Raw genomic sequence first — 22,664 nt, 5'->3', positions numbered from 1 at the left:
CCACGGCCACCCGCCGCCATCCGGGTCCACCGCGATCCGCATGCGCTGCGAACGCAGTGCGGTCGCCGCCCGGCACCGGCCAACGGCCGCGCCGCCGCACGATCGGGAGGAGATCACCTACCCGCAGCCTCGCGCAGGTATAGCGGTGATCCCGGCGGGTAAGCGGCTGCCCGCATACGGACGAGGGGGACCCATGGGTGAGGCGGCGGAACGGTCCACAGGGGCGGTCGGTCCCACCGAGCGCCTGGCCGCGGACGTGGCTGCGGTGGTGCGTACGGAGATTCGGGAGGCGCGGACCCAACTGATGAGGGTCGCTCGTCCGACGGGAGTCGGCGTGGCGCTGCTCGCCACGGCCGGCGGGTGTCTCGTGCTCGGAGTCGGGGCTGCCTCAGCGACCGCGCTGCGCCTGCTGGAGGCCTTCCTGCCTCGCCGGCTGGCCACCGCCGGACTTACCGGCGGCTACCTCGCGGCCGCCGTCGTGCTGGGACGCGCCGGCCTGAACCAGCTCCGGGCGGCCGGCGGTGGGTCAGCCTGGTTCGCCGACGAGATGCAGGACGTCGTCGCCACCACCGCGAGTCATGTGGTGCCGGCCGGCGCCGCCGCCGTCCGCGAGGAGCTGGACCGATGGGGCTCCGGCCGACAGGACGGTTGACAGACCGTTGCCGGCCCGGACCGCGTCGATGCGGGCAGGTCAGCCGGTCACCGCGTCCTCGGCGGGCAGGTGCCCGGACCGCCCACCCGTCGGGCAGCGGAGGTCATCGACCGGCGGCGAGTACGGATTTCATCGCGTTGCGGTAGTTCATCGCCTCTTCGCCGGATCTCATCCGCAGCTCGGACACCAGCGCCGACGGCACGTCCCGGGCCGACGGCGGCAGCAGCTCGCACAGCTCGGCCTGCCCGTGCAACTCGTGCGCCAGCCAACTCGACCGCCCGGCGGGTGCGGGGACCGCGAGCAGATCGAAGTCGAGCGCGACACCCAGCGACGCCGCCAGAGACCGACGCAGGTGGTCCGGGGCGTCCACGGGCTCCTCGATCAGCACGGAGATCGCGTCGAGCGCCGACACCACCGCCGCGGCACCTCGCATCCCGGATCGGGCTGCCACGCCACGCAGCTGCGGAAGCGTCGACCGCACCTGCCGCCGCAGGGCGTCCGCTCTGGGCTGTCCACCGAGTTCACGCCAGACCAGGTGGACCCCCTGGGTCCCGTCGGCCCGGTCGGTGTTCGACAGGCCGGCCAGGCGTCCGAAGAAGATCGGCACGACGGAGGACACCCGGTTCACCGCGGCGACCGCGAGGCACCTGGTGACCCGGTCGCGCCGGCCCGTCGCCTCCATGTCAGCGATCTCCACCGCCCGGACCCTACCGCCGTCAGCCTCGGTTCCGCTCCCGCAGGCGGTCGGCCAGTTCGCACACCGCGGCGGCGAACCGTGGCTCCGACTCGCAGGGCCAGTGTCCCCGGATCGGTGGCGGGACGCTGTCGCTGGCGGGCACCACGACGTCCTCGGGGTCGCGGAGGCGACGGTCGACGGTGCCGCTCGGGCCGGCCGGCGGCGGGTCGCCCGGCCGGTGCGGGGCGAAGATCCAGCCGCCGATGGGGTCGGTCTCCCGCCACAGGTTCAGCCAGCGCCAGTCGATCTGTTCACCCACCTGGTGCAGCACGTCCCGACCGAGGTAGGCGGGGAAGAGCCGGGCGTACAGCCGGTCCAGCGGGGAGCCGTAGGTCAGCAGCGCGACCCGCCGGCGCACCTCGGGCGGCAGTTGCAGCACGGTCGCGGCCAGCAGCACCGAGCCGTGACTGTGCCCGGTGAGCAGGACGCCGCGGTGCCGGCCGGCCAGGTAGGAGATCCGCTTCGCCAACTCCGGGACGGCCCGCTCGGCGTAGCAGGGCGGCGCGAACGGGTGGGCCGCCCGGGGCCAGAACGTCCCCAGGTCCCACAGCACCCCGACGTACCGGCGGAACTCGGCGGTCCGGTAGGCGAAGAGGCCGCCCACCACCAGGGCGACGACGACGACGGCGATGAGGTAGCTGCCCACGACGATCACGAAGTTCACGAACCCGCTCGGCACGCCGAGGAAGCGCTCGGCCAGCGGGCTGGGCTGCAGGCCGAACAGCCCCAGCACGCTCGCCCCCAGACCCAACGCGGTCAGCGAGGCGTACGCGATGGCCAACGGGCCGAGCCGTTCGGTGAACCGCGCCCGGGCGACGGTCTTCTTCACGCGCTCCAGCCGGGCGGCCGCGCGGGCCGGGGCGTCCGGGAAGTCGGCGGCGACGATCGCCGCCGCGGCCCGCCGCCGGCCACGCCGGGAGAACAGGACCATCACACCACCGACCAGCACCGCCGCGATCGTCGTGGAGAAGAAGGTGAAGATCGCCCACTTGTACGCCAGCGGCGGGGCGGCCAGGTCGCCGGGGCGACCGGTGATCGCCCGCCGGTTGAGGAAGTACGCCGTGCGGTAGATCAGTTCGGCGGAGAGCGCGCCCGCCAGGCCCACCGCGACAGCGGCGAGGACCGGCGCGCCCAGGCCACGCAGCAGCGCCGGCCTGGGGTCCCGGACGGTGCGCCGCCAGAGCCCCAGCATGGCCAGCACGAACAGCAGCACCATCTGGCTGACCAGGACCCAACCGATGAGCCGGCCGTATCCGGGCAGGCCGCCCGAGTTCGGCCACCGGATCCCCGCGGTCGCGACGAGGACGAGGGTCACCACCGTCAGCCCGCAGGCGGTGGCGCGCAACGCCGAGGTCACCCGGTCCGTGACCTGGGCGGCGCTCGGCCGCTCCAGCAGGGTGGGAGCGCAGAGCAGCGCCGCGCAGGCCGTGAGCACCACGGCGGCGACCGCGCCCAGCCCGATCGCCGCCGGGGACGGGCCGGCGGCGGCCAGCGCGGCGAGGAGGGTGAGGTCCAGCACCGCGAAGGCGGCGGCGATGTGGATCGCCCGTAACCGGCCCACCATCGGCATGGCGTCCCACTGGCCCACCGCGGCCAGCCGGTCTACCTCGAGCCCACCGCCGGTCACCTGAAAGGCGTCGTACGAGCGGCCGGGGCGAGCGCCGAGCAGCCAGACCAGGCCGACGGCGGCGATCGGCAGCGCGCTGAGCACCGCCAGCCGCAGTCCGACCGGGCGGCCGCCCAGCCAGGACAGCCAGGCGCGGCCCGCCAGGCACTGCGGCGAGGCCATGCACTTCCAGGCGATCAGGTCGAGGGCGACGCCGGCGGCGGAGAGCACGTACGTCAGGGTGAGGTTCAGCGCGAGGAGCCGGCACAGCACCTTGACGCCGTAGCCGGATCCCCGCCCCGCCGGCCGCATCCAGATCGCCACGTTGCTGAGCATGAACGGCAGCAGGAACACCAGGGACAACGTCCGGGTGGCGGTGCCCGAGGGCAGGTCGCTCCACCGGTACGCCTCCAGCACCACCCCACCCGGGCCGGCGGTGTCCGGGTAGTCGGGGCGGGGGCGGTAGAACCCGCCGCTGCGGTCGCCGGCCACCTGGTAGACGTGCGGACGGTCGAGCACCAGGTCCGCCCCGGCGCCCGAGACGCCGTGGACGCGCAGCTCCACGACGTCGTCCGACGGTGTCTGGTCCCCGGAGGGCGGTGACACATCCGGCATAGGCCCGTGACCCCCGCGGCGCGGCCAGCAGTTCGTGGCGGGTGGCGGCCGACTGTCCGCCCGGCACCCGGCTGGCCGGGGTGACTACCCACCCGCGCCGGGGTCAACCACGCGATCACCGCCGGCCGGGGCGGAGGTCGACCGTGGGATCGGTGCGATGGCGGTCACAGGGTTGGCATTTCGAGACGACCGGTCATAGTGTTGTGGCACGTCGCCCGACCGGGCGGTGTCAGGACCAGCGCGGCGGGGAGGGCACAACCATGGGGCGACCCCGATCGTCGGCTTCCGCCGGCACCCGGCAGCGACTGTCCGAGGCGGCGCTGGACCTCTTCCACTCGCGCGGCTACAACGGCACGAGCGTCCAGGACATCGTCTCCGTGGCGGGCGCACCGAAGGGCACCTTCTACAACCACTTCGCCAGCAAGGAAGCCCTCGCGCTCGACTCGGTGGCCCGGTACTCGGCGGCGATGCGGGTGGAACTGCTCGACGAGCGGCACGGCGGCACGCCGCTGGAGCGGATCACCGCCCACCTGCGGCACCTCGCCGAACTCTCCGAGACCACGGGAGACCGCGGCTGCCTGCTCGGAAACTTCGCGGCCGAGGTCCCGGCGCACAGCGACGCCCTCCGCGCGGCGGTGGACGAGCGCTTCACCCGCTGGGTGAGCATGCTGGCCGAGGCCATCGAGCAGGCGCGGGCGGCCGGAGAGCTCTCTCCGGGCGAGCCGGCGGAGACCCTCGCGGGCTACATCATCAGCGGCTTCGAGGGCGCGGTGGCGCGGGCCAAGGCCGCCGGCAGTCCCCAGCCCGTCCGGGATTTCCTCGCCGTCACCACGGCGCGCCTGCTCACCTGATCTTCGGCACGGCCGCCCGCCACCGACCGGTGGCGGGCGAGCCCTGCCGCGTGCCGATTCCAAGACGACCAGTCATACGCCCGATGCGGTCCCGCCGGGCGGCGATCACCCCTTCCACCGAGAGGAACACCCATGTCCACCTACCGTGCCTTCGAGGTCACCGGAACCGAGAACTTCGCCCTGGTCGAGCGGGAACTGACCGATCCGGCCCCCGGCCACGTACGCCTGCGGGTGGCGGCGTGCGGCGTCTGCCACACCGACCACCTCGCCGCGAACGGGCTGCTCCGCAACGACCCCTCGACCCCGATCGTCCCCGGGCACGAGATCGTGGGCGTGATCGACGCGGTCGGCGTCGGCGTGACCGCCTGGCAGGTCGGCGACCGGGTGGGCGTCGGCTTCCTCAACGGCAACTGCGGCGAGTGCGACTCCTGCCGCCGCGGCGACCTGGTGAACTGCTCCGCCCAGCCGCTCACCGGCACTACGGTGGACGGTGGGTACGCCGAGGTCGCCTACGCCAGGGCCAGCGGGCTCGTGCGCATCCCCGACGGCATGGCGGCAACGGACGCCGCGCCCCTGCTCTGCGCCGGACTGACCATGTACAAGGCGCTGCTGGGGCTCGACGCCCGACCCGGTGACCTGGTGGCCGTCCAGGGCATCGGTGGCCTCGGACACCTCGGCATCCAGTACGCCCGTGAGCTGGGCTACCGGGTCGTCGCCATCGCCCGCGGCACCGACAAGGCGCAGTTCGCGGCCGAACTGGGCGCCGAGCACTACCTCGACAGCACCGCCGAGGACCCCGGCGCCGCCCTGCGCAAGCTCGGCGGAGCGGCGGCGATCATCGCCACGGCGGCGAGCGGCGCGTCGATGTCCGCCCTGGTGCCGGGGCTCGCCACCCGCGGCCGGCTGGTCGTCGTCGGTGCCGGCTTCGACCCGATCTCCGTACAGCCGGCAGACCTGATCTTCGGAACCCGGACGATCAGCGGAAGCCTCACCGGAAGCGCCATCGAGAACGAGGACAACCTGCGGTTCAGCGCACGACGAGGGGTGCGGTCGATGAACGAGGTGGTTCCCCTGGCCGAGGCGCCCAAGGCGTACGCCCGCATGCTCTCCGGCCGGGCGCGGTTCCGCGTCGTGCTCGACACGCTCGCGTGAGCACGGCCCCTTCCCGACCACGAGCAGGAGCGACGAGATGAGCGAACTGTTGGACCGGGCGATCGCGGCGCACGGCGGCATGGGTCGGTGGAACGAGCTGACCTCCGTCACCGCCCGGGTGCTCGGCGGCGGCGCCCTCTGGGGGCTCAAGGGCCAGGAGGGCGTGCTGAACGACGTGGTGCGCCGAGCTGCACCGCCAGTCCAGCAGCACCTCCCCGTTCGGCGCCCCGGAGCTGCGCAGCACCTTCACCCCCGACCGGGTCGCGATCGAGAGCGAGACGGGAGACGTGGTCGAGGAGCGGTCCCACCCGCGGGACGCCTTCGGCGGCCACGAGATCGGCACCCCGTGGGACCGGCTGCACCTGGCCTACTTCAACGGGTACGCGATGTCGAACTACCTGACCGAGCCGTTCCTGCTCGCCGGGCCGGGGTTCCAGCTGGAGGAGCTGGCACCCCACCACGAGGACGGTGAGGTGTGGCGGCCGCTGCGCGTGGTGTTCCCCGACAACGTGGCCACGCACAGCCGGGAGCAGACCTACTACGCCGACGACGAGGGGCACATCCGGCGGCACGACTACGTGCCGGAGGTCTTCGGCCCCGGCGCCCCCGTCGCCGCCAACTACAGCTTCGACCCGCAGCGGGTCGACGGCATCCTGGTCCCCACCCGCCGCCTGGTCTACCTGACCGACGAGCAGCGCAACCCCGTCAAGGACACCGTCATCGTCTCGATCGAGCTGCGGGACATCACCTTCGCCTGAGGGGGAAGCCCGTCACCGGCACCGACCCGCCGGGGCTCCACACCCGGCGGGTCCAGCCGGGTGTGGAGCCCGGCAGAGGGGGAAGACCGCGCCGTTGCGTGACCCGCTCGCGGCTGGAGGAACATGGACGCCGGAACGTTCGTGGTGGTCGGCGGCACCAGCGGCCTGGGGTCCGCGGTGGCCCGTCGGCTCGTGGACGCACACCGGGTCGTCGTCCTCGGCAACGTCGCCGACGAGGTCACCGCGACGATGACCGAGCTGCGCTGCGACGGCGCCACCTGCGACATCTCCGCCTACGACCAGGTCCGGGACGCCTTCGCCGGGGTGGTCGACCGGTACGGGACGATCGAGGGGGTGGTCGACTCCGCCTCGGTGTGGGCCGGTGGCGACCTCGCCGACCTCAGCCCGGAGCGGATCCGGCGGGCCGTGGAGGTCAACGCGCTCGGCACCACCTACGTGCTCAAGGAGGCGCTGCACCACCTGCACCGGCAGGGCTACGGCAACGTGGTGTACGTCGGCGCGATGGCCGTGACGAAGGCCCGCCCCGGCATTCCCGTCTACCGCGCCACCAAGAGCTACGGCAGCAGCCTGGTCGAGTCGCTGGCCGAGGCGCAGCACAGCAACCGGGTCAAGGTGATGCAGCTGCACCCCGGGCCGATGCCGACCCGGTTGCAGGAGCGCGTCGGCGACGAGTTCCTCGACGAGATCTACGCACTGCCCGACCAGGTCGCCACGGAGGTCGTACGGCTGCTGCTGCTGGCCCCCGACGACCTCTACGTCTCCGGCGAGCGCGTGCTGCGCGCGGACGGGCGGTGGTAAGGGCCGAAGGCACCACCGCCGAGCGGCCCGTCTCGGCGTGGGTACCGCTGCGGACAGCGGTGTACCGCAACCTCTGGCTGGCCCTGTTCGCCGCCAACGTCGGCACCTGGATGCAGACGGTCGGCGCGCAGTGGCTGCTGATCGACGCGCCGAACGCCTCGACGCTGGTGGCGCTGGTCCAGACCGCCAGCCTGCTGCCGGTGCTGCTGCTGGCCCTGCCGGCCGGCACGCTGGCCGACTCCTTCGACCGCCGGCACCTGCTCATCTCGGTCCAACTGTTCCTGCTCGTGGTGGCCGCGGCGCTGACCCTGCTGACCGCCGCCGGCCGGATGCCACCGGCGCTGCTGCTCACCCTCACCTTCGCCTTCGGGGTGGGGCAGGCGCTGACGCTGCCGGCCTGGGCGGCGCTGGTCCCGGAGCTGGTGCCGCGGGACCAGCTCCGGTCCGCCGCCGCGCTCGGCTCGATCAGCTTCAACGCGGCGCGGGCCATCGGGCCGGCCCTGGCCGGGGTGCTGATCGCCCGGACCGGGATCGCCCCGGTCTTCGCGCTCAACGCCGTGGCCTTCGGCGTCTTCGCGCTGGCGCTGTACCGGTGGCGGCCGGAGAACGCCCGGGCCGTGGAGGTGCCGGAACGGTTCACCGCGGCACTGCGCGCCGGTGGCCGGTACGTGCGCCACTCCCCCATCGTCCGGCGGCTGCTGCGGCGCGCGCTGGTCTTCCTGGTGCCCGGCAGCGCGCTCTGGGCGCTGCTGCCGCTGGTCGCCGACCGACGGCTGGGCCTGGACTCCACCGGGTACGGCCTGCTCCTGGCCGCCCTCGGGGTCGGCGCGGTCCTCGGTGGCGTGCTGCTGCCCCGGGTGCAGACCTGGCTGTCGCCGAACCAGATCCTGCTGGCTGCCGGCCTCCTGTTCGGCGGGACGCTGCTGGTGGTCGGGACGATCCGGGCGATCCCGCTGGTGCTGCTCGTCCTGCTGCCTGCCGGGCTGGCCTGGGTGACGGTGCTGGTCAACGTCAGCGCCGAGCTGCAGCTGTTCCTGCCCGGCTGGGTACGCGCCCGTGGCCTCGCCGTGTACCAGGTGGTCTTCGCCGGCGGGCAGGCGCTGGGGGCGTTCATCTGGGGCGTCGTGGCCGACATGGCCGGGCTGGTCACCGCCTTCGTCGCGGCGGGTGTGCTGATGCTGGTCGGCTCGGTGACCAGTCAGATCTGGCGGCTGCCGGACCTGCGGGGAGTGGCCGGAGACCCGGCGACCTACTGGCCCCGCCTGCAACTGGCGCACGAACCGGACCCCCGGGTCGGCCCGGTGCTGGTGACGGTGGCCTACACCGTGCGCCCCGAGCACGAGCGGGAGTTCCTGAAGGCGATGGACGTGGTTCGCGGCTCCCGGCAGCGGACCGGCGCGATGCGCTGGGGACTGTTCCGGGAGGGCGAATCCCGGGAGCGACTCGTCGAGGTGTACCTGGTGCCGTCCTGGGACGAGCACCTGCGCCAGCACGGGGGCCGGCTGACGGGGGCCGACCAGGAGGCGGAGGAGCGGGCCCGGGAGCTCGCCGACGGCGAGCCGGAGGTGCGTCACCTGCTGCCCGCCGCCGCCGGCCAGGCGATGACCGACGACCGGCAGGAGCCCTGAACCCGCCCCACCCGCCCGGGTCAGGTGCCCTGCCGGTGGACCCGGCCCTCCTGGGTCACCTTCGACCGGCCGTGGTCGCGTTCGCTACCGGAGGCGCCGGTCGCCGTCCGTAGGTGCCGGCGCTTCGGTGAGCGTTCGACCTCCGAGCCCTGCCGGCCCGGCGCGCCGCTGCCCGGGTGTCGCCGGCCCCGGGCCGACTCGCCACCGCTGTCGTGTTTGTTGTGCTGATGACTGCCCATGGGCAACGGGTACCCGCCGGGTCGGTGGAAATTCACCGTAAGTCAACCGCCGGCCACGTCGAGCAACAGGCAGGCTGCTGCGCTCCAGCGAGCGACCGCTGTAAAATGGTCGCCGATCGATCGGGAGCGACAGAGGAGACCAGACGTGGCAGGTGACGACGACATCTCCGGGTGATACCGGACGTGTCCGGCCACTGGCTCGGCGCGCGAAAGCGCAGCCGCCGTGGCCATGCCGTCGTTCCACCTGCCCCTGTTCCCACGGGCGGCCGTAGCCTGACCCGTGTCAGACCCGAGGACTTCACATGTCCGACGCCTTCGTCATCTGCTCGCGCCTCTCCTTCTCCTGGCCGGACGACACACCCGTCTTCGAGGAGCTCTCCTTCACCGTCGGCGAGGGCCGCACGGGACTCGTCGCGCCGAACGGCGCCGGTAAGACCACCCTGCTCAGGCTGATCGCCGGCGAGCTGCGGCCCACCGCCGGCGCGGTCACCGTCGACGGGGTGCTCGGCTATCTCCCGCAGAGCCTGCCCCTCGCCGGCGACCTGACCGTGGCCGAGGTTCTGGGCGTCGCCCCGGTGATCGCGGCGCTGCACGCCATCGAGTCGGGTGACGCCAGCGAGGAGCACTTCGCCACCGTCGGCAACGACTGGGACGTCGAAGAGCGCAGCCGCGCCCAGCTCGACCGGCTGGGCCTCGGGGCGGTCTCCCTCACCCGCCACCTGCACACCCTCAGCGGCGGTCAGATCGTCGTCCTGGGACTGGCGGCGCAGCTGCTGAGACGGCCCGACGTCCTGCTGCTCGACGAACCGACCAACAACCTCGACCTCGACGCCCGGCGCTCGCTCCACGAGGCGATCGAGAGCTGGACCGGCTGCCTGTTGCTGGTCAGCCACGACCGGGCCCTGCTCGACCGGATGGACCGCATCGCCGAACTCGAACGGGGCGAAATCCGCTTCCACGGTGGGAACTTCAGCGCGTACGAGAAGTCGGCACGCGCCGCGCAGGAGGCCGCCGAGCGACACGTCCGCAGCGCCGAACAGGAGGTCAAACGCGAGAAGCGGGAGATGCAGCAGGCCCGGGAGCGGGCCGCCCGGCGGGCCAGCAACGCCAGCCGCAACCTCGGCAACGCCGGCCTGCCGAGGATCTTCGCCGGAACCATGAAACGGGACGCCCAGGAGTCGGCCGGGAAGTCGAACGAGACGCACGCCGCGCGGGTCAGCCAGGCAAAGGCCCGGCTCGACGAGGCGGGCCGGGCCCTGCGCGAGGAACAGCGGATCGTGCTGGACCTGCCCGGGACCGCCGTCCCGACCGGCCGCACCGTCTTCGACGGTGCGCGGATGCAGGTCCGCCACGGTGACCGGGCCGTGTTCGCCGACGGCGGCGTCGACCTGGTGATCCGTGGACCCGAGCGGATCGCGCTGACCGGACCCAACGGCGCCGGCAAGTCCACCCTGCTGCGCCTGATCAACGGCGACCTGGCGGCGGAGGACGGCTCGACCCGGCGGGCCGAGGGGCGGGTGGCCTACCTGTCCCAACGGCTGGACCTGCTGGACCTCGACCGGACGGTGGCCGAGAACCTGGCAGCGTACGCGCCCGCGATGCCGGAGGCCGAACGGATGAACCTGCTCGCCCGCTTCCTGTTCCGCGGTCCCCGGGCGCACCTCCCCGTCGGGGTGCTCTCCGGCGGCGAGCGGCTGCGCGCCACCCTGGCCTGCGTGCTCTGCGCCGAACCGGCGCCGCAACTGCTCCTGCTGGACGAGCCGACCAACAACCTCGACCTGGTCAGCGTGGCGCAGCTGGAGGGGGCGCTCGGCGCGTACCAGGGCGCGTTCGTGGTGGTCAGCCACGACGAGCGGTTCCTGGCGGAGATCGGGGTGCGGCGGTGGCTGCGGCTGCACGAGGGCCGGCTGCGGGAGACGGCGGCGCCGGACGCCGAGTGAACGGCCGTCCGCCCGGTCGCCGTGGACGCCGGGGGGGCGGACGACCTGTTGGCCCAGCGGCACCGCAACTCGATCGGGCACCCCACTCCCCCTGGAGCATCCTAGGAGGATGGGGTGATGGCGGGCGAGGAACAGCGACGCCGGGTGGTCACGAGGACCACCCGGCGTCGGGACGTACCAGGATCAGCCGTGCGCCTTGCCGCGGCCGCCGGGGCCCAGCTTCTTGCGCGGGCGTACGGAGATCTCCACCGGGCTGCCCTCGAAGCCGAACTCCTCCCGGAGCTTGCGCTCGACGAAGCGCTGGTAGCCGGCGTCCAGCGGAGCCGTGGTGAAGAGCACGAAGCGCGGCGGGGCCACACCGGCCTGAGTGGCGAAGAGGATCTTCGGCGCCCGGCCGCCGCGCACCGGGTGCGGGGTCGCCTGCACCAGCGCGGTCAGCCACTGGTTCAGCTGCGCCGTCGGCACCCGGGTCTCCCAGCTGGCCAGGGCCTTGCGCAGCGCCGGAGCGAGCTTGTCCACCGCCCGGCCGGTCTGCGCCGACAGGTTCAGCCGGATCGCCCAGGGGATGCGGCGCAGCTCCCGCTCGATCTCCTTGTCCAGGTAGTACCGGCGGTCGTCGTCGACCAGGTCCCACTTGTTGAAGGCGATGACCAACGCCCGGCCGGCCTCGGTGACCATGGTCAGGATCCGCTGGTCCTGCTCGCTGATCGGCTCGCTGGCGTCGAGCAGCACCACGGCGACCTCGGCCGCCTCGATCGCCGAGGCGGTCCGCAGGCTGGCGTAGTACTCGGTGCCGCTGGCCTTGCCGACCCGCTTGCGCAGACCGGCGGTGTCCACCAGCTGCCAGGTCTCGCCGCCGATCTGAACCAGGCTGTCCACCGGGTCGACCGTGGTACCGGCGACCGAGTCGACCACGGCCCGCTCCTCACCGGAGAAGCGGTTGAGCAGGCTGGACTTGCCGACGTTGGGGCGGCCGACCAGGGCCACCCGGCGCGGGCCGCGCGGCCGGTTCTCGACGATCTTCGGCGCCTCGGGCAGGGCCTCCAGGATGGCGTCGAGCAGCTCACCGGAGCCCCGCCCGTGCAGCGCCGAGACCGGGTACGGCTCACCGAGGCCGAGCGACCAGAGCGAGGTCGCCTCCATCTCGATGGCGGTGTTGTCGGTCTTGTTCGCCACCAGGATGACCGGCTTGGCGCTGCGCCGCAGCATCTTCACCGCGGCCTCGTCCACATCCGTCGAACCGACCATCGCGTCGACCACGAAGATCACCACATCGGCCGTGGCGACGGCGATCTCGGCCTGGGCGGCGATCGCCGCGGCCCGGTCCTTCGCGTCCGGCTCCCACCCGCCGGTGTCCACCACCGTGAACGAGCGGCCGGTCCACTGCGCGTCGTAGGGGACCCGGTCGCGGGTCACCCCCGGGATGTCCTCGACGACCGCCTGGCGACGGCCGATGATCCGGTTGACCAGGGTCGACTTGCCCACGTTCGGCCGGCCGACCACGGCCACCACGGGCTGCGGACCGGACGGCTCCTCGACGTCGATGTCCGGCTCACGCAGCTCCACCCAACCAGCGTCGTCGGTCATGCCACCCCCCGCTCGGTGAGCATCTCGCGCAGCCGGGCGACGACCTCGTCGATGCCCAGCTCGGTGGTGTCCAGCTCGACCGCGTCGGCGGCCTGCTGCAACGGGTTGACCTTGCGGGTCGAGTCGAACTTGTCCCGCCGGGCCAGGTCGGCGGCGGTCGCCGCGACGTCGGCCGCGTCCTCGGTGCTGCGCCGCAGGGCCCGCGCAGCCTCGGAGGCGGTCAGGTAGACCTTCAGGTCGGCGTCCGGCGCCACCACCGAGCCGATGTCGCGGCCCTCGACCACGATCCGGCCGGCGTTGGTGATCATCTGACGCTGCCGGGCGACGAGCAGTTCGCGCACCGCCGGCACGGCGGCCACGGCGGAGACCGCGCCGGTCACCTCGGGGCCGCGGATCTCCCGGTCGACGGTCACGCCGTCGGCGGTCACCCCGTACCCCTGGGGGTCGGTGCCGATGCGCAGGTCGACCTCGCGGGCGACCTTGGCCACCGACTCGGCGTCGGTCAGGTCGACCCCGGAGCGCAGCACGGCCCAGGTGATCGCCCGGTACATGGCCCCCGTGTCGAGGTAGCGGGCACCGATGCTGACGGCGAGCCGCCGCGAGACGGTGGACTTACCCGAACCGGACGGCCCGTCCACAGCGACCACGCAGCGCCCGGCCCGTACGTTTTCCCCCACCGTTGTCCTCCTCAGCCCGTACCTCGCGGGTCGCCGGTGTCTCCGGCGCCGTTGAGCGGTTGTCCATCATCGTCAATCATGCCCGCGCCACGCGGGCAGCCGCGCGACGGCGTCGGGGGCGACCCCCGCCACCCGCCGGCGCACCGGCCGCGAGGAAGCCTACCGGCACCGGTACCCCGAACGAGGCGGGTCAGTCCCCCACGGCCTTGAACAGGGCGGCGACCTCCGCGTTGGTCAGCCGGCGGATCCGCCCGGCGCGCAGGTCACCCAGCCGGATCGGGCCGATCGCGGTACGCACGAGGCGCGCCACCGGGTGCCCCACCTCGGCCAGCAGGCGCCGGACGATGTGCTTGCGCCCCTCGTGCAGGGAGAGCTCCACCTGGGCGGTCTTGCCCAGGCTGTCCACCAGCTTGAAGGAGTCGACCCGCACTGGCCCGTCCTCCAGCTCCACCCCGGCCATCAGCCGCTTGCCCAGGTTGCGCGGGATCGGCCCGGCCACCTCGCACAGGTAGGTCTTCAGCACCTCGTACGACGGGTGCATCAGCTTGTGGGCCAGGGTGCCGTCGTTGGTGAGCAGCAGCAGGCCCTCGCTGTCGGCGTCGAGCCGCCCCACGTGGTAGACGCGCTGCTCCACCCGGTTGCCGATGAAGTCGGCCAGGGCGGTGCGGCCCTTCTCGTCCGCCATGGTGGAGACCACCCCGCGCGGCTTGTTCATCGCCAGGTAGACCAGCCGGGTGTCGGCCTGGAGCCGCTCCCCGTCGACGTGGATCACGTCGCGGGACGGGTCGGCCTTGTCACCGAGCTGCGCGACCCGGCCGTTCACGGTCACCCGGCGCCGGAAGATCAGGTCCTCGCAGGCACGCCGGGAGCCCACACCCGCGGCGGCGAGCACCTTCTGCAGGCGCTCGGCCCCCTCGTACACGGGGGCGTCGGGCTTCGGGGCACGGTCATCGCGTCGCATCGGCAAGCTCTTCTACGTCGTCGGGGAGGAACGGGGCGAGCGGCGGCAGGTCGGCCACCGAGTTCAGCCCCAGCTTTTCCAGGAACAGGGTGGTGGTCCGGTAGAGGAAGGCTCCGCTGTCGGCCTCGGTGCCGCACTCCTCCACCAGCCCGCGCGAGACCAGGGTACGGATCACCCCGTCGCAGTTGACACCCCGGATGGCCGAGATCCGCGAACGGGTCACCGGCTGCTTGTAGGCGATCACGGCGAGGGTCTCCAGCGCGGCCTGGGTCAACCGTACCGACTGCCCGTCCAGCACGAACCGCTCGACGTAGGTCGCATACTCCGGACGGGTGTAGAGACGCCAGCCACCTGCGGCCCGACGCAGCTCGAAACCGTGCCCGGCGGCGGTGTAGCCGGCGGCGATCCGGTCCAGCGCCGGGCCGATCCGCTCGGCCGGCTGCTCCAGCACCTGGGCCAGGGTGAGCTCGCTCACCGGCTCGTCCACCACCAGCAGGATCGCCTCCAGCGCGCCGCGCAGCTCGGCGTCGTCGAGCACCGGCGCCGGCTCCGGCGCGGGCGCCACCCGCCGCCGTCCCCGCTTCCCCGGTACGCCGGCCGCGGCGCGCTCGGTCGGCAGGGCCCCGGCCGGCTCGGCGCCGTCGAGGTCGGCGCCGTCGAGGTCGGCGCCGGGCAGCGCGGCGCTGTGCGAAGCCGCGTCGGCGTCGGTCGGCTCGGCCGGTTCGGCGCCAGGCCGCGCTGCGCTGTCCGGGCCGGCGGCGGCCGGCTCGGCAGCGGTCACGCCCGGTTCGGCGGCGGGCGGCTCGGCCGGCTCGGGAGCGGTCACGCCCGCGTCGGCGGCGGCCGGTTCGGCCGGTTGGCCGTCGGAGGGCTCGGCATCGACAGGTAGCCCGGTGGTCGGCGCCGCTGCGGCGGTGTCGGCGGCGAGATCTTGGACAGCTTCCGTTCCGGACGAACGGTAACTGTCCAAGATCTCGGGCTCAGCCCGCTCGGCGGGGTCGGGGGTGGGGTTCTTCGGCGGGGTGGGGCGCTGCCACGGGGGGATCCACGCGGCGGCCTGGTCGGCCAGGGAGTCCCGGCGCTCCTCGTCACTCATCCCGCTGCTCCTCGTTCTCGGCGTCCTGCGCGCTGCCCGGCGGACCGGTCACCGTCCCCGGCAGTGCCAGCTCCCCGGGCCCGTCCGGCGAGGCCCGGTGCTGCCCGACGTCGGCCCGACCGGCATCGCCCGGATCGACCTCAGCCGGACCGGTGTCCCGCGCGCCGGCGTCCGCCGGGCCCGCGTCCGCCGCACCGGCGTCGGCCGGCTCGGCGGGGGCGCCGGCGTACTCGTCGATGTGCAGCTCGGTGCCGCCCTCGGCCGGGCCGGTCCAACGCACCGTCAGCTCCTCCAGGGCCTGCTCCTGCACGAACGCGACCAGCCCCTCCCGGTACAGCTCCAGCAGCGCCAGGAACCGCGCCACCACCTCCAGGGTGATCTCGCAGTCGGCGCAGAGCAGCGAGAAGGTGGCGGTGCCGGCGCGGCGCAGCCGCTCGGTGAGGATCGCCGCGTGCTCCCGCACGCTGACCCGCACCATGTGCACGTGGGCGATGGAGACCTCCGGCACCGGTCTCGGCGTCATCGCCCTGACCGCCAGCTTCAGCAGCCGCTCCGGGCCGATGCCGAGCACCAGGTCGGGCAGCGCCTCGGCGTACCGGGGCTCCAGGGTGACCGCCCGCGGGTAGCGCCGCCCGCCCACCGACTCCAGCTCGGCGATGTGCGCCGCCGCCTCCTTGTACGCCTTGTACTGCAACAACCGCGCGAAGAGCAGGTCCCGCGCCTCCAGCAGGGCGAGGTCCTCCTCGTTCTCCACCTCGGCGGCGGGCAGCAACCGGGCCGCCTTCAGGTCCAGCAGGGTGGCGGCGATCAGCAGGAACTCGCTCGCCTCGTCCAGGTCCCACTGATCGCCCATGGCCCGGATGTAGGCGATGAACTCGTCGGTGACCCGGTGCAGCGCCACCTCGGTGACGTCCAGCTTGTGCTTGCCGATGAGCTGCAGCAGCAGGTCGAACGGGCCGGTGAAGTTCGCCAGCCGGACGGTGAACCCGGCGCTCTGCTCCGCCTGCGGCACACCGGCGGCGTCCGTCGCCGGCCCGGCGTCGGCCTCGGCGGCCACCACGGGCGGCTGCTCCGGGGTCGTCGGCGGGTCGAGGGGCGGCGCGGTCACCGGAAGACCGTAGTCCACGGCCCCGGCCGGCCGGCGCGAAGGTGCACCGTGGCCTACCGGTCCGCCTGGGCGGCGATCACCTCACGGGCCAGCTGACGGTAGTTGCGCGCGCCCGACGACGCCGGGTCGAGGGTGGTGATCGGCGCTCCGGCCACGGTGGACTCGGGGAACTTCACCGTCTTGGTGATGACCGTCTGGTAGACCTTGTCGCCGAACGCCTCGACCACCCGCTGGAGCACCTGCCGGCAGTGGGTGGTGCGGCTGTCGTACATGGTGGCGAGGATGCCCTCGAGCTCCAGGTCGAAGTTGAGCCGCTCACGCACCTTGTCGATGGTGTCCAGCAGCAGCGCCACCCCGCGCAGGCTGAAGAACTCGCACTCCAGCGGGATGAGCACGCCGTGCGCCACGGTCAACGCGTTGATCGCCAGCAGGCCCAGCGAGGGCTGGCAGTCGATCAGGATGTAGTCGTACTCCTTGCGGACGGTCCGCAGCACCCGGGCCAGCGCCATCTCCCGGGCGACCTCGTTGACCAGCTGGATCTCGGCCGCGGAGAGGTCGATGTTGGCCGGCAGCAGGTGCAGCCCGGCCACGTCGGTCTTGATCAGGACGTCCTCGGCGGTGACGTCGTCCTGCATGAGCAGGTTGTAGACCGACAGGTCGAGGTTGTGCGGGTTGACCCCCAGCCCGACCGAGAGCGCGCCCTGCGGGTCGAAGTCCACCAGCAGCACCTTGCGACCGTACTCGGCGAGCGCGGCGCCCAGGTTGATGGTGGTGGTCGTCTTGCCGACGCCACCCTTCTGGTTGGCCATCGCGATGATCCGCGCCGGGCCGTGCCGGTCGGTGGGCATCGGCTCCGGGATCGGCTTGCGCATCGTGTACGCGGCCGGGTCCGCCGGACCCAGATCCGCGCCGAGCGACGCCTGCTGCTCGCGGAGCTCCGACGTCCAGGCGTCGGCACGATCACCGTTGCCAGCCATGTCCTCGTTGCCCCCTCCCGACGACCACCCGGCGTCGGAGCCTTCCGACGTCCTTCGCGGCGCCGCTGCGCACCCCGGATGTCGCCCCAGGAGGTCCGCGCCGAAACCGACTCTACGCCACCGACCAGCAGCGCGTTCGGTACCGGTCCGGCGTGTCGGCCGGTGGCGGCGCCGGGTCAGCCCAGGGCGCGCGGGTGCGCGGTCGCGTACACCTCGCGCAGCCGCTCCACGGTGACCAACGTGTACACCTGGGTGGTGGTCACCGAGGCGTGGCCGAGCAGCTCCTGCACCACCCGCACGTCGGCGCCGCCGTCGAGCAGGTGGGTCGCGTACGAGTGGCGCAGGGTGTGCGGAGAGACCGCGCCCGGCCCGGTCACCGGCAGCCCGGCCCGCTCGGCGGCGCGCCGCAGAATGGTCCAGGCGCCCTGCCGGGTCAGCGTCCCGCCCCGGGCGTTGACGAACACCGCCGGGGTGCCACGACCCGCGGCGACCAGCCCGGGCCGGGCCCGGACCAGCCAGGCGCGCAGCGCCTCGACGGCGTACCCGCCGATCGGGACGAGTCGGGTCCGGCCGCCCTTGCCGCGCAGCACGGCGGTGCCCTCGTCGACGTCCACGTCGTCCACGGCGGCGCCGACCGCCTCGGAGATCCGCGCGCCGGTGCCGTACAGGAATTCCAGCAGCGCCCGATCGCGCAGGGCGAGGGCCGCGCCGTCACCGGCGGCGGTCACCGGGCCGGCGGTCTCCAGCAGCCGGACCACGTCGTCGACGGGCAGCGCCCGGGGCAGCCGGCGCGGCGGCGTGGGCGGGCGGACGTCGCGGCTGGGGTCGGCGCCGGCCAACCCCTCGCGCAGCGCGAAACGGTGCAGCCCGCGCACCGCGGAGGCGGCGCGGGCGGCGGAGGACGCGGCCAGCGGTGGGTGGTCGTCGTCGCCGGCGCGCAGCCGGGCCAGGTGCGACTCGACGACGCCGGCGCCGACCGACCCGAGGTCGGTGACGCCGGCGTCGGCCAGGGTCGTCAGGTACCGCTCCAGATCCCGCCGGTACGACGAGAGGGTGTTCGCCGACAGCCCCCGCTCGACGGTGAGGTGGTCGAGGTAGCCGCGGACGGCACGGCGCAGCGCCGGCGCGGGCTGCGTGCCCGCGCCGGCGGTGTCCGGTGCAGCGGTCAGGCCAGCACCTCGGCCAGCGGCAGGGTCGGCATGCCGTGCGCCTCGGCGACCGGGCCGTAGGTGACCTGGCCGGCGTGGGTGTTCAGGCCCAGCGCCAGGGCCGGGTCGCGGCGCAGCGCCTCGCGCCAGCCCTGGTTGGCCAGCTCCAGGGCGTACGGCAGGGTGACGTTGGTCAGCGCGTAGGTGCTGGTGTTCGGCACCGCGCCGGGCATGTTCGCCACGCAGTAAAAGATCGACTCGTGCACCTTGTAGACCGGGTCGGCGTGCGTGGTGGGACGCGAGTCCTCGAAGCAGCCACCCTGGTCGATGGCGATGTCGACCAGCACGCTGCCCGGCTTCATCCGGGAGACCAGCTCGTTGGAGATGAGCTTCGGCGCCTTCGCGCCCGGGACGAGGACCGCGCCGATGACCAGGTCCGCGTCGAGCACGGCCCGCTCGATCTCGTACGCGTTGGAGGCCACGGTCTGCAGGTGGCCCCGGTAGATGGCGTCGGCCTGGCGCAGCCGGGCCACGTTCTTGTCCAGCAGCAGCACCTCGGACTGCAGGCCCAGCGCGATCGCGGCGGCGTTCAGGCCGGAGACACCGGCGCCGATGACCACGGTCTTCGCCGCGTACACGCCGGAGACGCCGCCGGGCAGCACGCCCCGACCGCCGCCGGTGCGCATCATGTAGAAGGCGCCCACCTGCGGGGCGAGCCGACCGGCGACCTCGGACATCGGGGCCAGCAGCGGCAGCGACCGGTCCGGCAGCTCGACGGTCTCGTACGCGATGCCGGTGACCTTGCGGTCGATGAGCGCGTCGGTGCACTCCCTCGAGGCGGCCAGGTGCAGGTAGGTGAAGAGCACCTGCCCCTCGCGCATCCGGTGGTACTCCTCGGCGATGGGCTCCTTGACCTTGAGCACCAGGTCCGCGGTCTCCCACACCTCGTCGGCGGTGGTGAGGATCTTGGCGCCCGCGGCGGCGAACTCGTCGTCGGTGATGCTCGACCCGACGCCGGCGCCGGACTCGACGAAGACCTCGTGCCCGTTGCGGGTGAACTCGTTGACACCCGCCGGCGTGATCGCCACGCGGTACTCGTGGTTCTTGACCTCGCGTGGGATTCCGACCTTCACGATGCAGACACCTCTCTTCGGGGCTGCCTTCCCCCGACTGCGCGGTGCGCGCCGGCCCCTTTGCCGGCGCGGTCCACCGGTCCCGCCGGCGGCAGTCTAGGCGTGGGAGCACCCGGTGGGGCCCAGCACAGTGACATCCGGTGCCCGATGCGCCTGACGATGTGTCAGGCGCCCGGTCCGCGCCGTCCGCGCGACGTTCGCCCTCATCGTCGCACCGCACGACGGGCATCGCCGCGCGGAAGCCGCAGCCGACACGCCGGGTGTCCCCGCCGCCGCGCTCGGTGCCGGCCTCTCCGGCCCGCCGCCGCGCGTCGTCGACCGGGCGGCGCCGCTCCCTCACGAGTCCCGCGCCGCGAGTTGATCGGCCCCGATTGCGGCGTGTCGCGGCCTCCCGACACCGGGACACCCCGACACGCCGCAAACCGCGGGCTCAGGTGAGCGACCCGCCGTGAAGCGCGGGCCGAGCCGACGCCGGGCCACAAGGCGTGGGGCGAGGCGGCCGAGGCCGGGGAGAGGAAAGGGCCACGCGGCGAGACCGCGCGGCCCTTTCCGGGTGTGTCCCGGGTCAGCGGGGCAGTGGGGCGTCGGGGCGGCGCAGCACCGACCAGCCGGCGTCCCGGGCCCGGGCGGCGGCCAGCAGACCGGCCACGCAGGGCCCGTTGGTGATCTCCCCGGCCAGCACCATGCCGACCGCCTCGTCCAGGTCGAGCCGGACGATCTGGATGTCCGCCTCCTCCTCGCGACGCTCGTGCCGCTGTTCGGCGGGCACCTCGCGCAGGTCGCGGGCGAGGAAGACCCGGACCACCTCGTCGGAGAAACCGGGCGAGGTGTGCACGTCGACCAGCAGGTCCAGGGTGCCGGCGATCAGGTCGGCCTCCTCGGCCAGCTCCCGGGCGGCGGCCACGGGCAACTCCTCGCCGTCGACGTCCATCAGCCCGGCGGGCAGCTCCCACAGGTGCCGCCCGACCGGCTGGCGGTACTGGCGGACCAGCACCACCTGGCCGGCGTCGTCGAGCGCCACCACGGCGACCGCGCCGACGTGCCGGACGTAGTCCCGCTTCGCGGTGCCACCGCCGGGCATGGTCACCTCGTCGGTGACCACGGAGAAGATCCGCCCGGCGAAGCGCTCCTGCCGGTGGGTCAGCTCGTAGCGGTGCTCGACGGCGCTCACGAGGCGGACGCCGCCTTCGCCGCGGCACCGCCGTTGCGCGCGGCCTTCTTCGCCGCCGGCGTCTCCGCCCCGCCGTCCAGGTCGACCGGCAGCTGGCCGGCCTCCGAGTACGCCACCGCGGCCTTCACGAACGCGGCGAAGAGCGGGTGCGGGCGGGTCGGGCGGCTCTTCAGCTCCGGGTGCGCCTGGGTGGCGACGAAGAACGGGTGCAGCTCGCGGTCCAGCTCGATGAACTCGACCAGCCGGCCGTCCGGGGAGGTACCGGAGATGTGCAGGCCGGCCTTGGTGAGCTGGTCCCGGTAGGCGTTGTTCACCTCGTACCGGTGCCGGTGCCGCTCGCTGACCTCGGTGCTGCCGTACGCCTCGGCGACGAGCGAGCCCTCGGCCAGCGTCGCCGGGTACGCCCCGAGCCGCATGGTGCCGCCCAGGTCGCCCCGGCCGGCGACGATGTCCTCCTGGTCGGCCATGGTGGCGATGACCGGGTGCTTGGCCTCCTCGTCGAACTCCAGCGAGTTCGCCCCGTCGAGGCCGGCCAGGTGGCGCGCCACCTCGATGGTCATGCACTGCAGGCCGAGGCAGAGGCCGAGCAGCGGGACGCCGTTCTCGCGGGCGTACCGGGCGGTGCCGATCTTGCCCTCGATGCCGCGCACGCCGAAGCCACCCGGGATGACGATGCCGTCCACGCCGGCCAGGGCGGCCGCCGCGCCGGCCGGGGTGACGCAGTCGTCGCTGGGCACCCAGCGCAGCTGCACCCGGGCCCGGTGGCCGAAGCCGGCGGCCCGGATCGCCTCGCTGACCGACAGGTACGCGTCGGGCAGGTCGACGTACTTACCGACCAGGGCGACGGTGACCGTGTGCCGCGGCTGGTGCACCCGGTCGAGCAGGTCGTCCCAGCCGACCCAGTCGACGTCGCGGAAGGAGAGCCGAAGGCGGCGCACCACGTACGCGTCGAGACCCTCGCGGTGCAGCACCTTCGGGATGTCGTAGATGCTCGGCGCGTCCGGGGCGGCGACGACCGCCTCGGAGTCCACGTCGCAGTAGAGGGAGAGCTTCTCCTTGACCTTGTCCGGGATGTCCCGGTCGCAGCGCAGCACCAGCGCGTCGGGCTGGATGCCGATGCTGCGCAGCTGCGCCACCGAGTGCTGGGTCGGCTTGGTCTTCAGCTCGCCCGACGGCGCCAGGTACGGCACCAGCGAGACGTGCAGGTAGAAGCAGTTGTCCCGACCCAGGTCGTGGCGAACCTGGCGGATCGCCTCCAGGAACGGCAGCGACTCGATGTCGCCGACGGTGCCACCGACCTCGGTGATCACCACGTCCGGCACCTGACCGTCGGCGTCCGGGTCGGCCATGCCGAGGATCCGCGCCTTGATCTCGTTGGTGATGTGCGGGATCACCTGGACGGTGTCGCCCAGGTACTCGCCGCGCCGCTCCTTGGCGATCACGTCCGAGTAGATCTGGCCGGTGGTGACGTTCGCCTTGCCGGAGAGCGCCCGGTCCAGGAACCGCTCGTAGTGCCCGACGTCGAGGTCGGTCTCCGCGCCGTCCTCGGTGACGAAGACCTCACCGTGCTGGAACGGGTTCATCGTCCCGGGGTCGACGTTGAGGTAGGGGTCGAGCTTCTGCATCACCACGCGCAGTCCGCGCGCGGTCAGCAGGTTGCCGAGGCTGGAGGCGGTGAGGCCCTTACCGAGCGAGGAGGCGACGCCCCCGGTGACGAAGATGTGCCGGGTCGTCCGTGCTGAAGGGGCCAAGGCCTGCTCCCGTGTCGTCCGTAGCGGTCGTGCGAACCGCCGTGCCGACCACCGAAGTG

Annotated in this window: 20 protein-coding genes; 7 read left to right on the top strand and 13 right to left on the bottom strand. The window is 73.4% G+C overall.

The genetic code is table 11. From position 1 onward, the window contains the following. The first annotated feature begins 40 nt into the window (after positions 1 to 40). A complete protein-coding gene (locus V6U79_RS03435; RefSeq protein ID WP_334613432.1) occupies positions 41 to 652 on the top strand; it encodes a phage holin family protein in 612 nt (203 codons plus the stop codon). 103 nt (positions 653 to 755) lie between these two features. Here V6U79_RS03435 and V6U79_RS03430 read toward each other — a convergent pair whose 3' ends face one another. After that, positions 756 to 1,349 carry a hypothetical protein gene (locus tag V6U79_RS03430; RefSeq protein ID WP_334613431.1) on the bottom strand — a complete coding sequence of 198 codons (594 nt, stop codon included), beginning with the start codon at positions 1,347 to 1,349 and terminating at the stop codon, positions 756 to 758. Positions 1,350 to 1,368: 19 nt separating this feature from the next. Beyond that, entirely contained in the window at positions 1,369 to 3,558 is a 2,190-nt protein-coding gene (locus V6U79_RS03425; protein ID WP_334613430.1) for a hypothetical protein, read from the bottom strand. 311 nt (positions 3,559 to 3,869) lie between these two features. Between V6U79_RS03425 and V6U79_RS03420 the strand changes: the two genes are divergently transcribed. The 5 genes from V6U79_RS03420 (at position 3,870) to V6U79_RS03400 (ending at position 8,817) form a co-directional block, all read left to right on the top strand. Further along, positions 3,870 to 4,460: a TetR/AcrR family transcriptional regulator gene (locus tag V6U79_RS03420; RefSeq protein WP_334530092.1), complete on the top strand. Its 591-nt coding sequence runs from the start codon at positions 3,870 to 3,872 to the stop codon at positions 4,458 to 4,460. Between the two features lie 132 nt (positions 4,461 to 4,592). After that, a complete protein-coding gene (locus V6U79_RS03415; RefSeq protein ID WP_334613429.1) occupies positions 4,593 to 5,612 on the top strand; it encodes an alcohol dehydrogenase catalytic domain-containing protein in 1,020 nt (339 codons plus the stop codon). A 287-nt stretch (positions 5,613 to 5,899) separates the two neighbouring features. Next, positions 5,900 to 6,370, top strand: a complete 471-nt coding sequence (locus V6U79_RS03410) for a hypothetical protein (RefSeq protein ID WP_334613428.1) — start codon at positions 5,900 to 5,902, stop codon at positions 6,368 to 6,370. A 123-nt stretch (positions 6,371 to 6,493) separates the two neighbouring features. Further along, the gene (locus V6U79_RS03405; protein ID WP_334530101.1) at positions 6,494 to 7,189 is read left to right on the top strand and encodes an SDR family NAD(P)-dependent oxidoreductase; all 696 of its coding nucleotides are present in this window, start codon (positions 6,494 to 6,496) and stop codon (positions 7,187 to 7,189) included. Continuing rightward, positions 7,183 to 8,817 (top strand): MFS transporter, encoded by a 1,635-nt coding sequence (locus tag V6U79_RS03400; protein ID WP_334613427.1) that lies wholly within the window; start codon positions 7,183 to 7,185, stop codon positions 8,815 to 8,817. Before V6U79_RS03405 ends, V6U79_RS03400 begins: the two co-directional genes overlap by 7 nt. A gap of 20 nt (positions 8,818 to 8,837) precedes the next feature. On the opposite strand, the gene V6U79_RS03395 is transcribed toward V6U79_RS03400, so the two are convergent. Next, positions 8,838 to 9,056, bottom strand: a complete 219-nt coding sequence (locus V6U79_RS03395) for a hypothetical protein (RefSeq protein ID WP_334613425.1) — start codon at positions 9,054 to 9,056, stop codon at positions 8,838 to 8,840. Between the two features lie 302 nt (positions 9,057 to 9,358). On the opposite strand from V6U79_RS03395, the gene V6U79_RS03390 reads away from it, so the two are divergent. Further along, entirely contained in the window at positions 9,359 to 10,996 is a 1,638-nt protein-coding gene (locus V6U79_RS03390; RefSeq protein WP_334613424.1) for an ABC-F family ATP-binding cassette domain-containing protein, read from the top strand. Positions 10,997 to 11,179: 183 nt separating this feature from the next. Here V6U79_RS03390 and der read toward each other — a convergent pair whose 3' ends face one another. The 10 genes from der to pyrG all read right to left on the bottom strand — a co-directional run bounded on the left by der (position 11,180) and on the right by pyrG (position 22,605). Next, positions 11,180 to 12,583: a ribosome biogenesis GTPase Der gene (gene der, locus V6U79_RS03385; protein WP_334530110.1), complete on the bottom strand. Its 1,404-nt coding sequence runs from the start codon at positions 12,581 to 12,583 to the stop codon at positions 11,180 to 11,182. Next, positions 12,580 to 13,260 (bottom strand): (d)CMP kinase, encoded by a 681-nt coding sequence (gene cmk / locus V6U79_RS03380; protein ID WP_334613423.1) that lies wholly within the window; start codon positions 13,258 to 13,260, stop codon positions 12,580 to 12,582. Before cmk ends, der begins: the two co-directional genes overlap by 4 nt. 190 nt (positions 13,261 to 13,450) lie before the next feature. After that, the gene (locus tag V6U79_RS03375; protein ID WP_334530115.1) at positions 13,451 to 14,221 is read right to left on the bottom strand and encodes a pseudouridine synthase; all 771 of its coding nucleotides are present in this window, start codon (positions 14,219 to 14,221) and stop codon (positions 13,451 to 13,453) included. Then, positions 14,208 to 15,047: an SMC-Scp complex subunit ScpB gene (gene scpB / locus V6U79_RS03370; protein ID WP_442933745.1), complete on the bottom strand. Its 840-nt coding sequence runs from the start codon at positions 15,045 to 15,047 to the stop codon at positions 14,208 to 14,210. Before scpB ends, V6U79_RS03375 begins: the two co-directional genes overlap by 14 nt. A gap of 262 nt (positions 15,048 to 15,309) precedes the next feature. Further along, on the bottom strand, positions 15,310 to 16,425 hold the full coding sequence (locus V6U79_RS03365) for a segregation and condensation protein A (protein ID WP_334613420.1): 1,116 nt from the start codon (positions 16,423 to 16,425) through the stop codon (positions 15,310 to 15,312). 53 nt (positions 16,426 to 16,478) lie between these two features. Beyond that, the gene (locus V6U79_RS03360) at positions 16,479 to 17,402 is read right to left on the bottom strand and encodes a ParA family protein (protein ID WP_154937924.1); all 924 of its coding nucleotides are present in this window, start codon (positions 17,400 to 17,402) and stop codon (positions 16,479 to 16,481) included. 176 nt (positions 17,403 to 17,578) lie between these two features. Then, a complete protein-coding gene (locus tag V6U79_RS03355; RefSeq protein ID WP_334613825.1) occupies positions 17,579 to 18,571 on the bottom strand; it encodes a site-specific tyrosine recombinase XerD in 993 nt (330 codons plus the stop codon). Beyond that, complete coding sequence (gene ald, locus V6U79_RS03350) at positions 18,568 to 19,683, bottom strand: alanine dehydrogenase (RefSeq protein WP_334534451.1); 1,116 nt, start codon at positions 19,681 to 19,683, stop codon at positions 18,568 to 18,570. Before ald ends, V6U79_RS03355 begins: the two co-directional genes overlap by 4 nt. 565 nt (positions 19,684 to 20,248) lie before the next feature. Next, positions 20,249 to 20,854, bottom strand: a complete 606-nt coding sequence (locus tag V6U79_RS03345; protein WP_334534448.1) for an NUDIX domain-containing protein — start codon at positions 20,852 to 20,854, stop codon at positions 20,249 to 20,251. Next, complete coding sequence (gene pyrG / locus V6U79_RS03340; RefSeq protein ID WP_334534446.1) at positions 20,851 to 22,605, bottom strand: CTP synthase; 1,755 nt, start codon at positions 22,603 to 22,605, stop codon at positions 20,851 to 20,853. The genes V6U79_RS03345 and pyrG overlap by 4 nt, the downstream gene beginning before the upstream one ends. Positions 22,606 to 22,664 lie beyond the last annotated feature (59 nt).

This window comes from Micromonospora psammae (assembly GCF_036902725.1).
Taxonomy (GTDB): domain Bacteria; phylum Actinomycetota; class Actinomycetes; order Mycobacteriales; family Micromonosporaceae; genus Micromonospora.
Note: the sequence above shows the minus strand (reverse complement) of the source record. Positions and strands in the feature narration are given on the sequence as shown.

What these genes read in the sequence shown, in the direction of transcription:
- V6U79_RS03435 (WP_334613432.1), top strand. Translation starts at nt 41, where the DNA reads ATGCGCTGCGAACGCAGTGCGGTCGCCGCCCGGCACCGGCCAACGGCC.
- V6U79_RS03375 (WP_334530115.1), bottom strand. Translation starts at nt 14,221, where the DNA reads ATGCGACGCGATGACCGTGCCCCGAAGCCCGACGCCCCCGTGTACGAG.
- V6U79_RS03420 (WP_334530092.1), top strand. Translation starts at nt 3,870, where the DNA reads ATGGGGCGACCCCGATCGTCGGCTTCCGCCGGCACCCGGCAGCGACTG.
- V6U79_RS03415 (WP_334613429.1), top strand. Translation starts at nt 4,593, where the DNA reads ATGTCCACCTACCGTGCCTTCGAGGTCACCGGAACCGAGAACTTCGCC.
- V6U79_RS03395 (WP_334613425.1), bottom strand. Translation starts at nt 9,056, where the DNA reads ATGGGCAGTCATCAGCACAACAAACACGACAGCGGTGGCGAGTCGGCC.
- V6U79_RS03360 (WP_154937924.1), bottom strand. Translation starts at nt 17,402, where the DNA reads ATGGCTGGCAACGGTGATCGTGCCGACGCCTGGACGTCGGAGCTCCGC.
- V6U79_RS03405 (WP_334530101.1), top strand. Translation starts at nt 6,494, where the DNA reads ATGGACGCCGGAACGTTCGTGGTGGTCGGCGGCACCAGCGGCCTGGGG.
- V6U79_RS03390 (WP_334613424.1), top strand. Translation starts at nt 9,359, where the DNA reads ATGTCCGACGCCTTCGTCATCTGCTCGCGCCTCTCCTTCTCCTGGCCG.
- der (WP_334530110.1), bottom strand. Translation starts at nt 12,583, where the DNA reads ATGACCGACGACGCTGGTTGGGTGGAGCTGCGTGAGCCGGACATCGAC.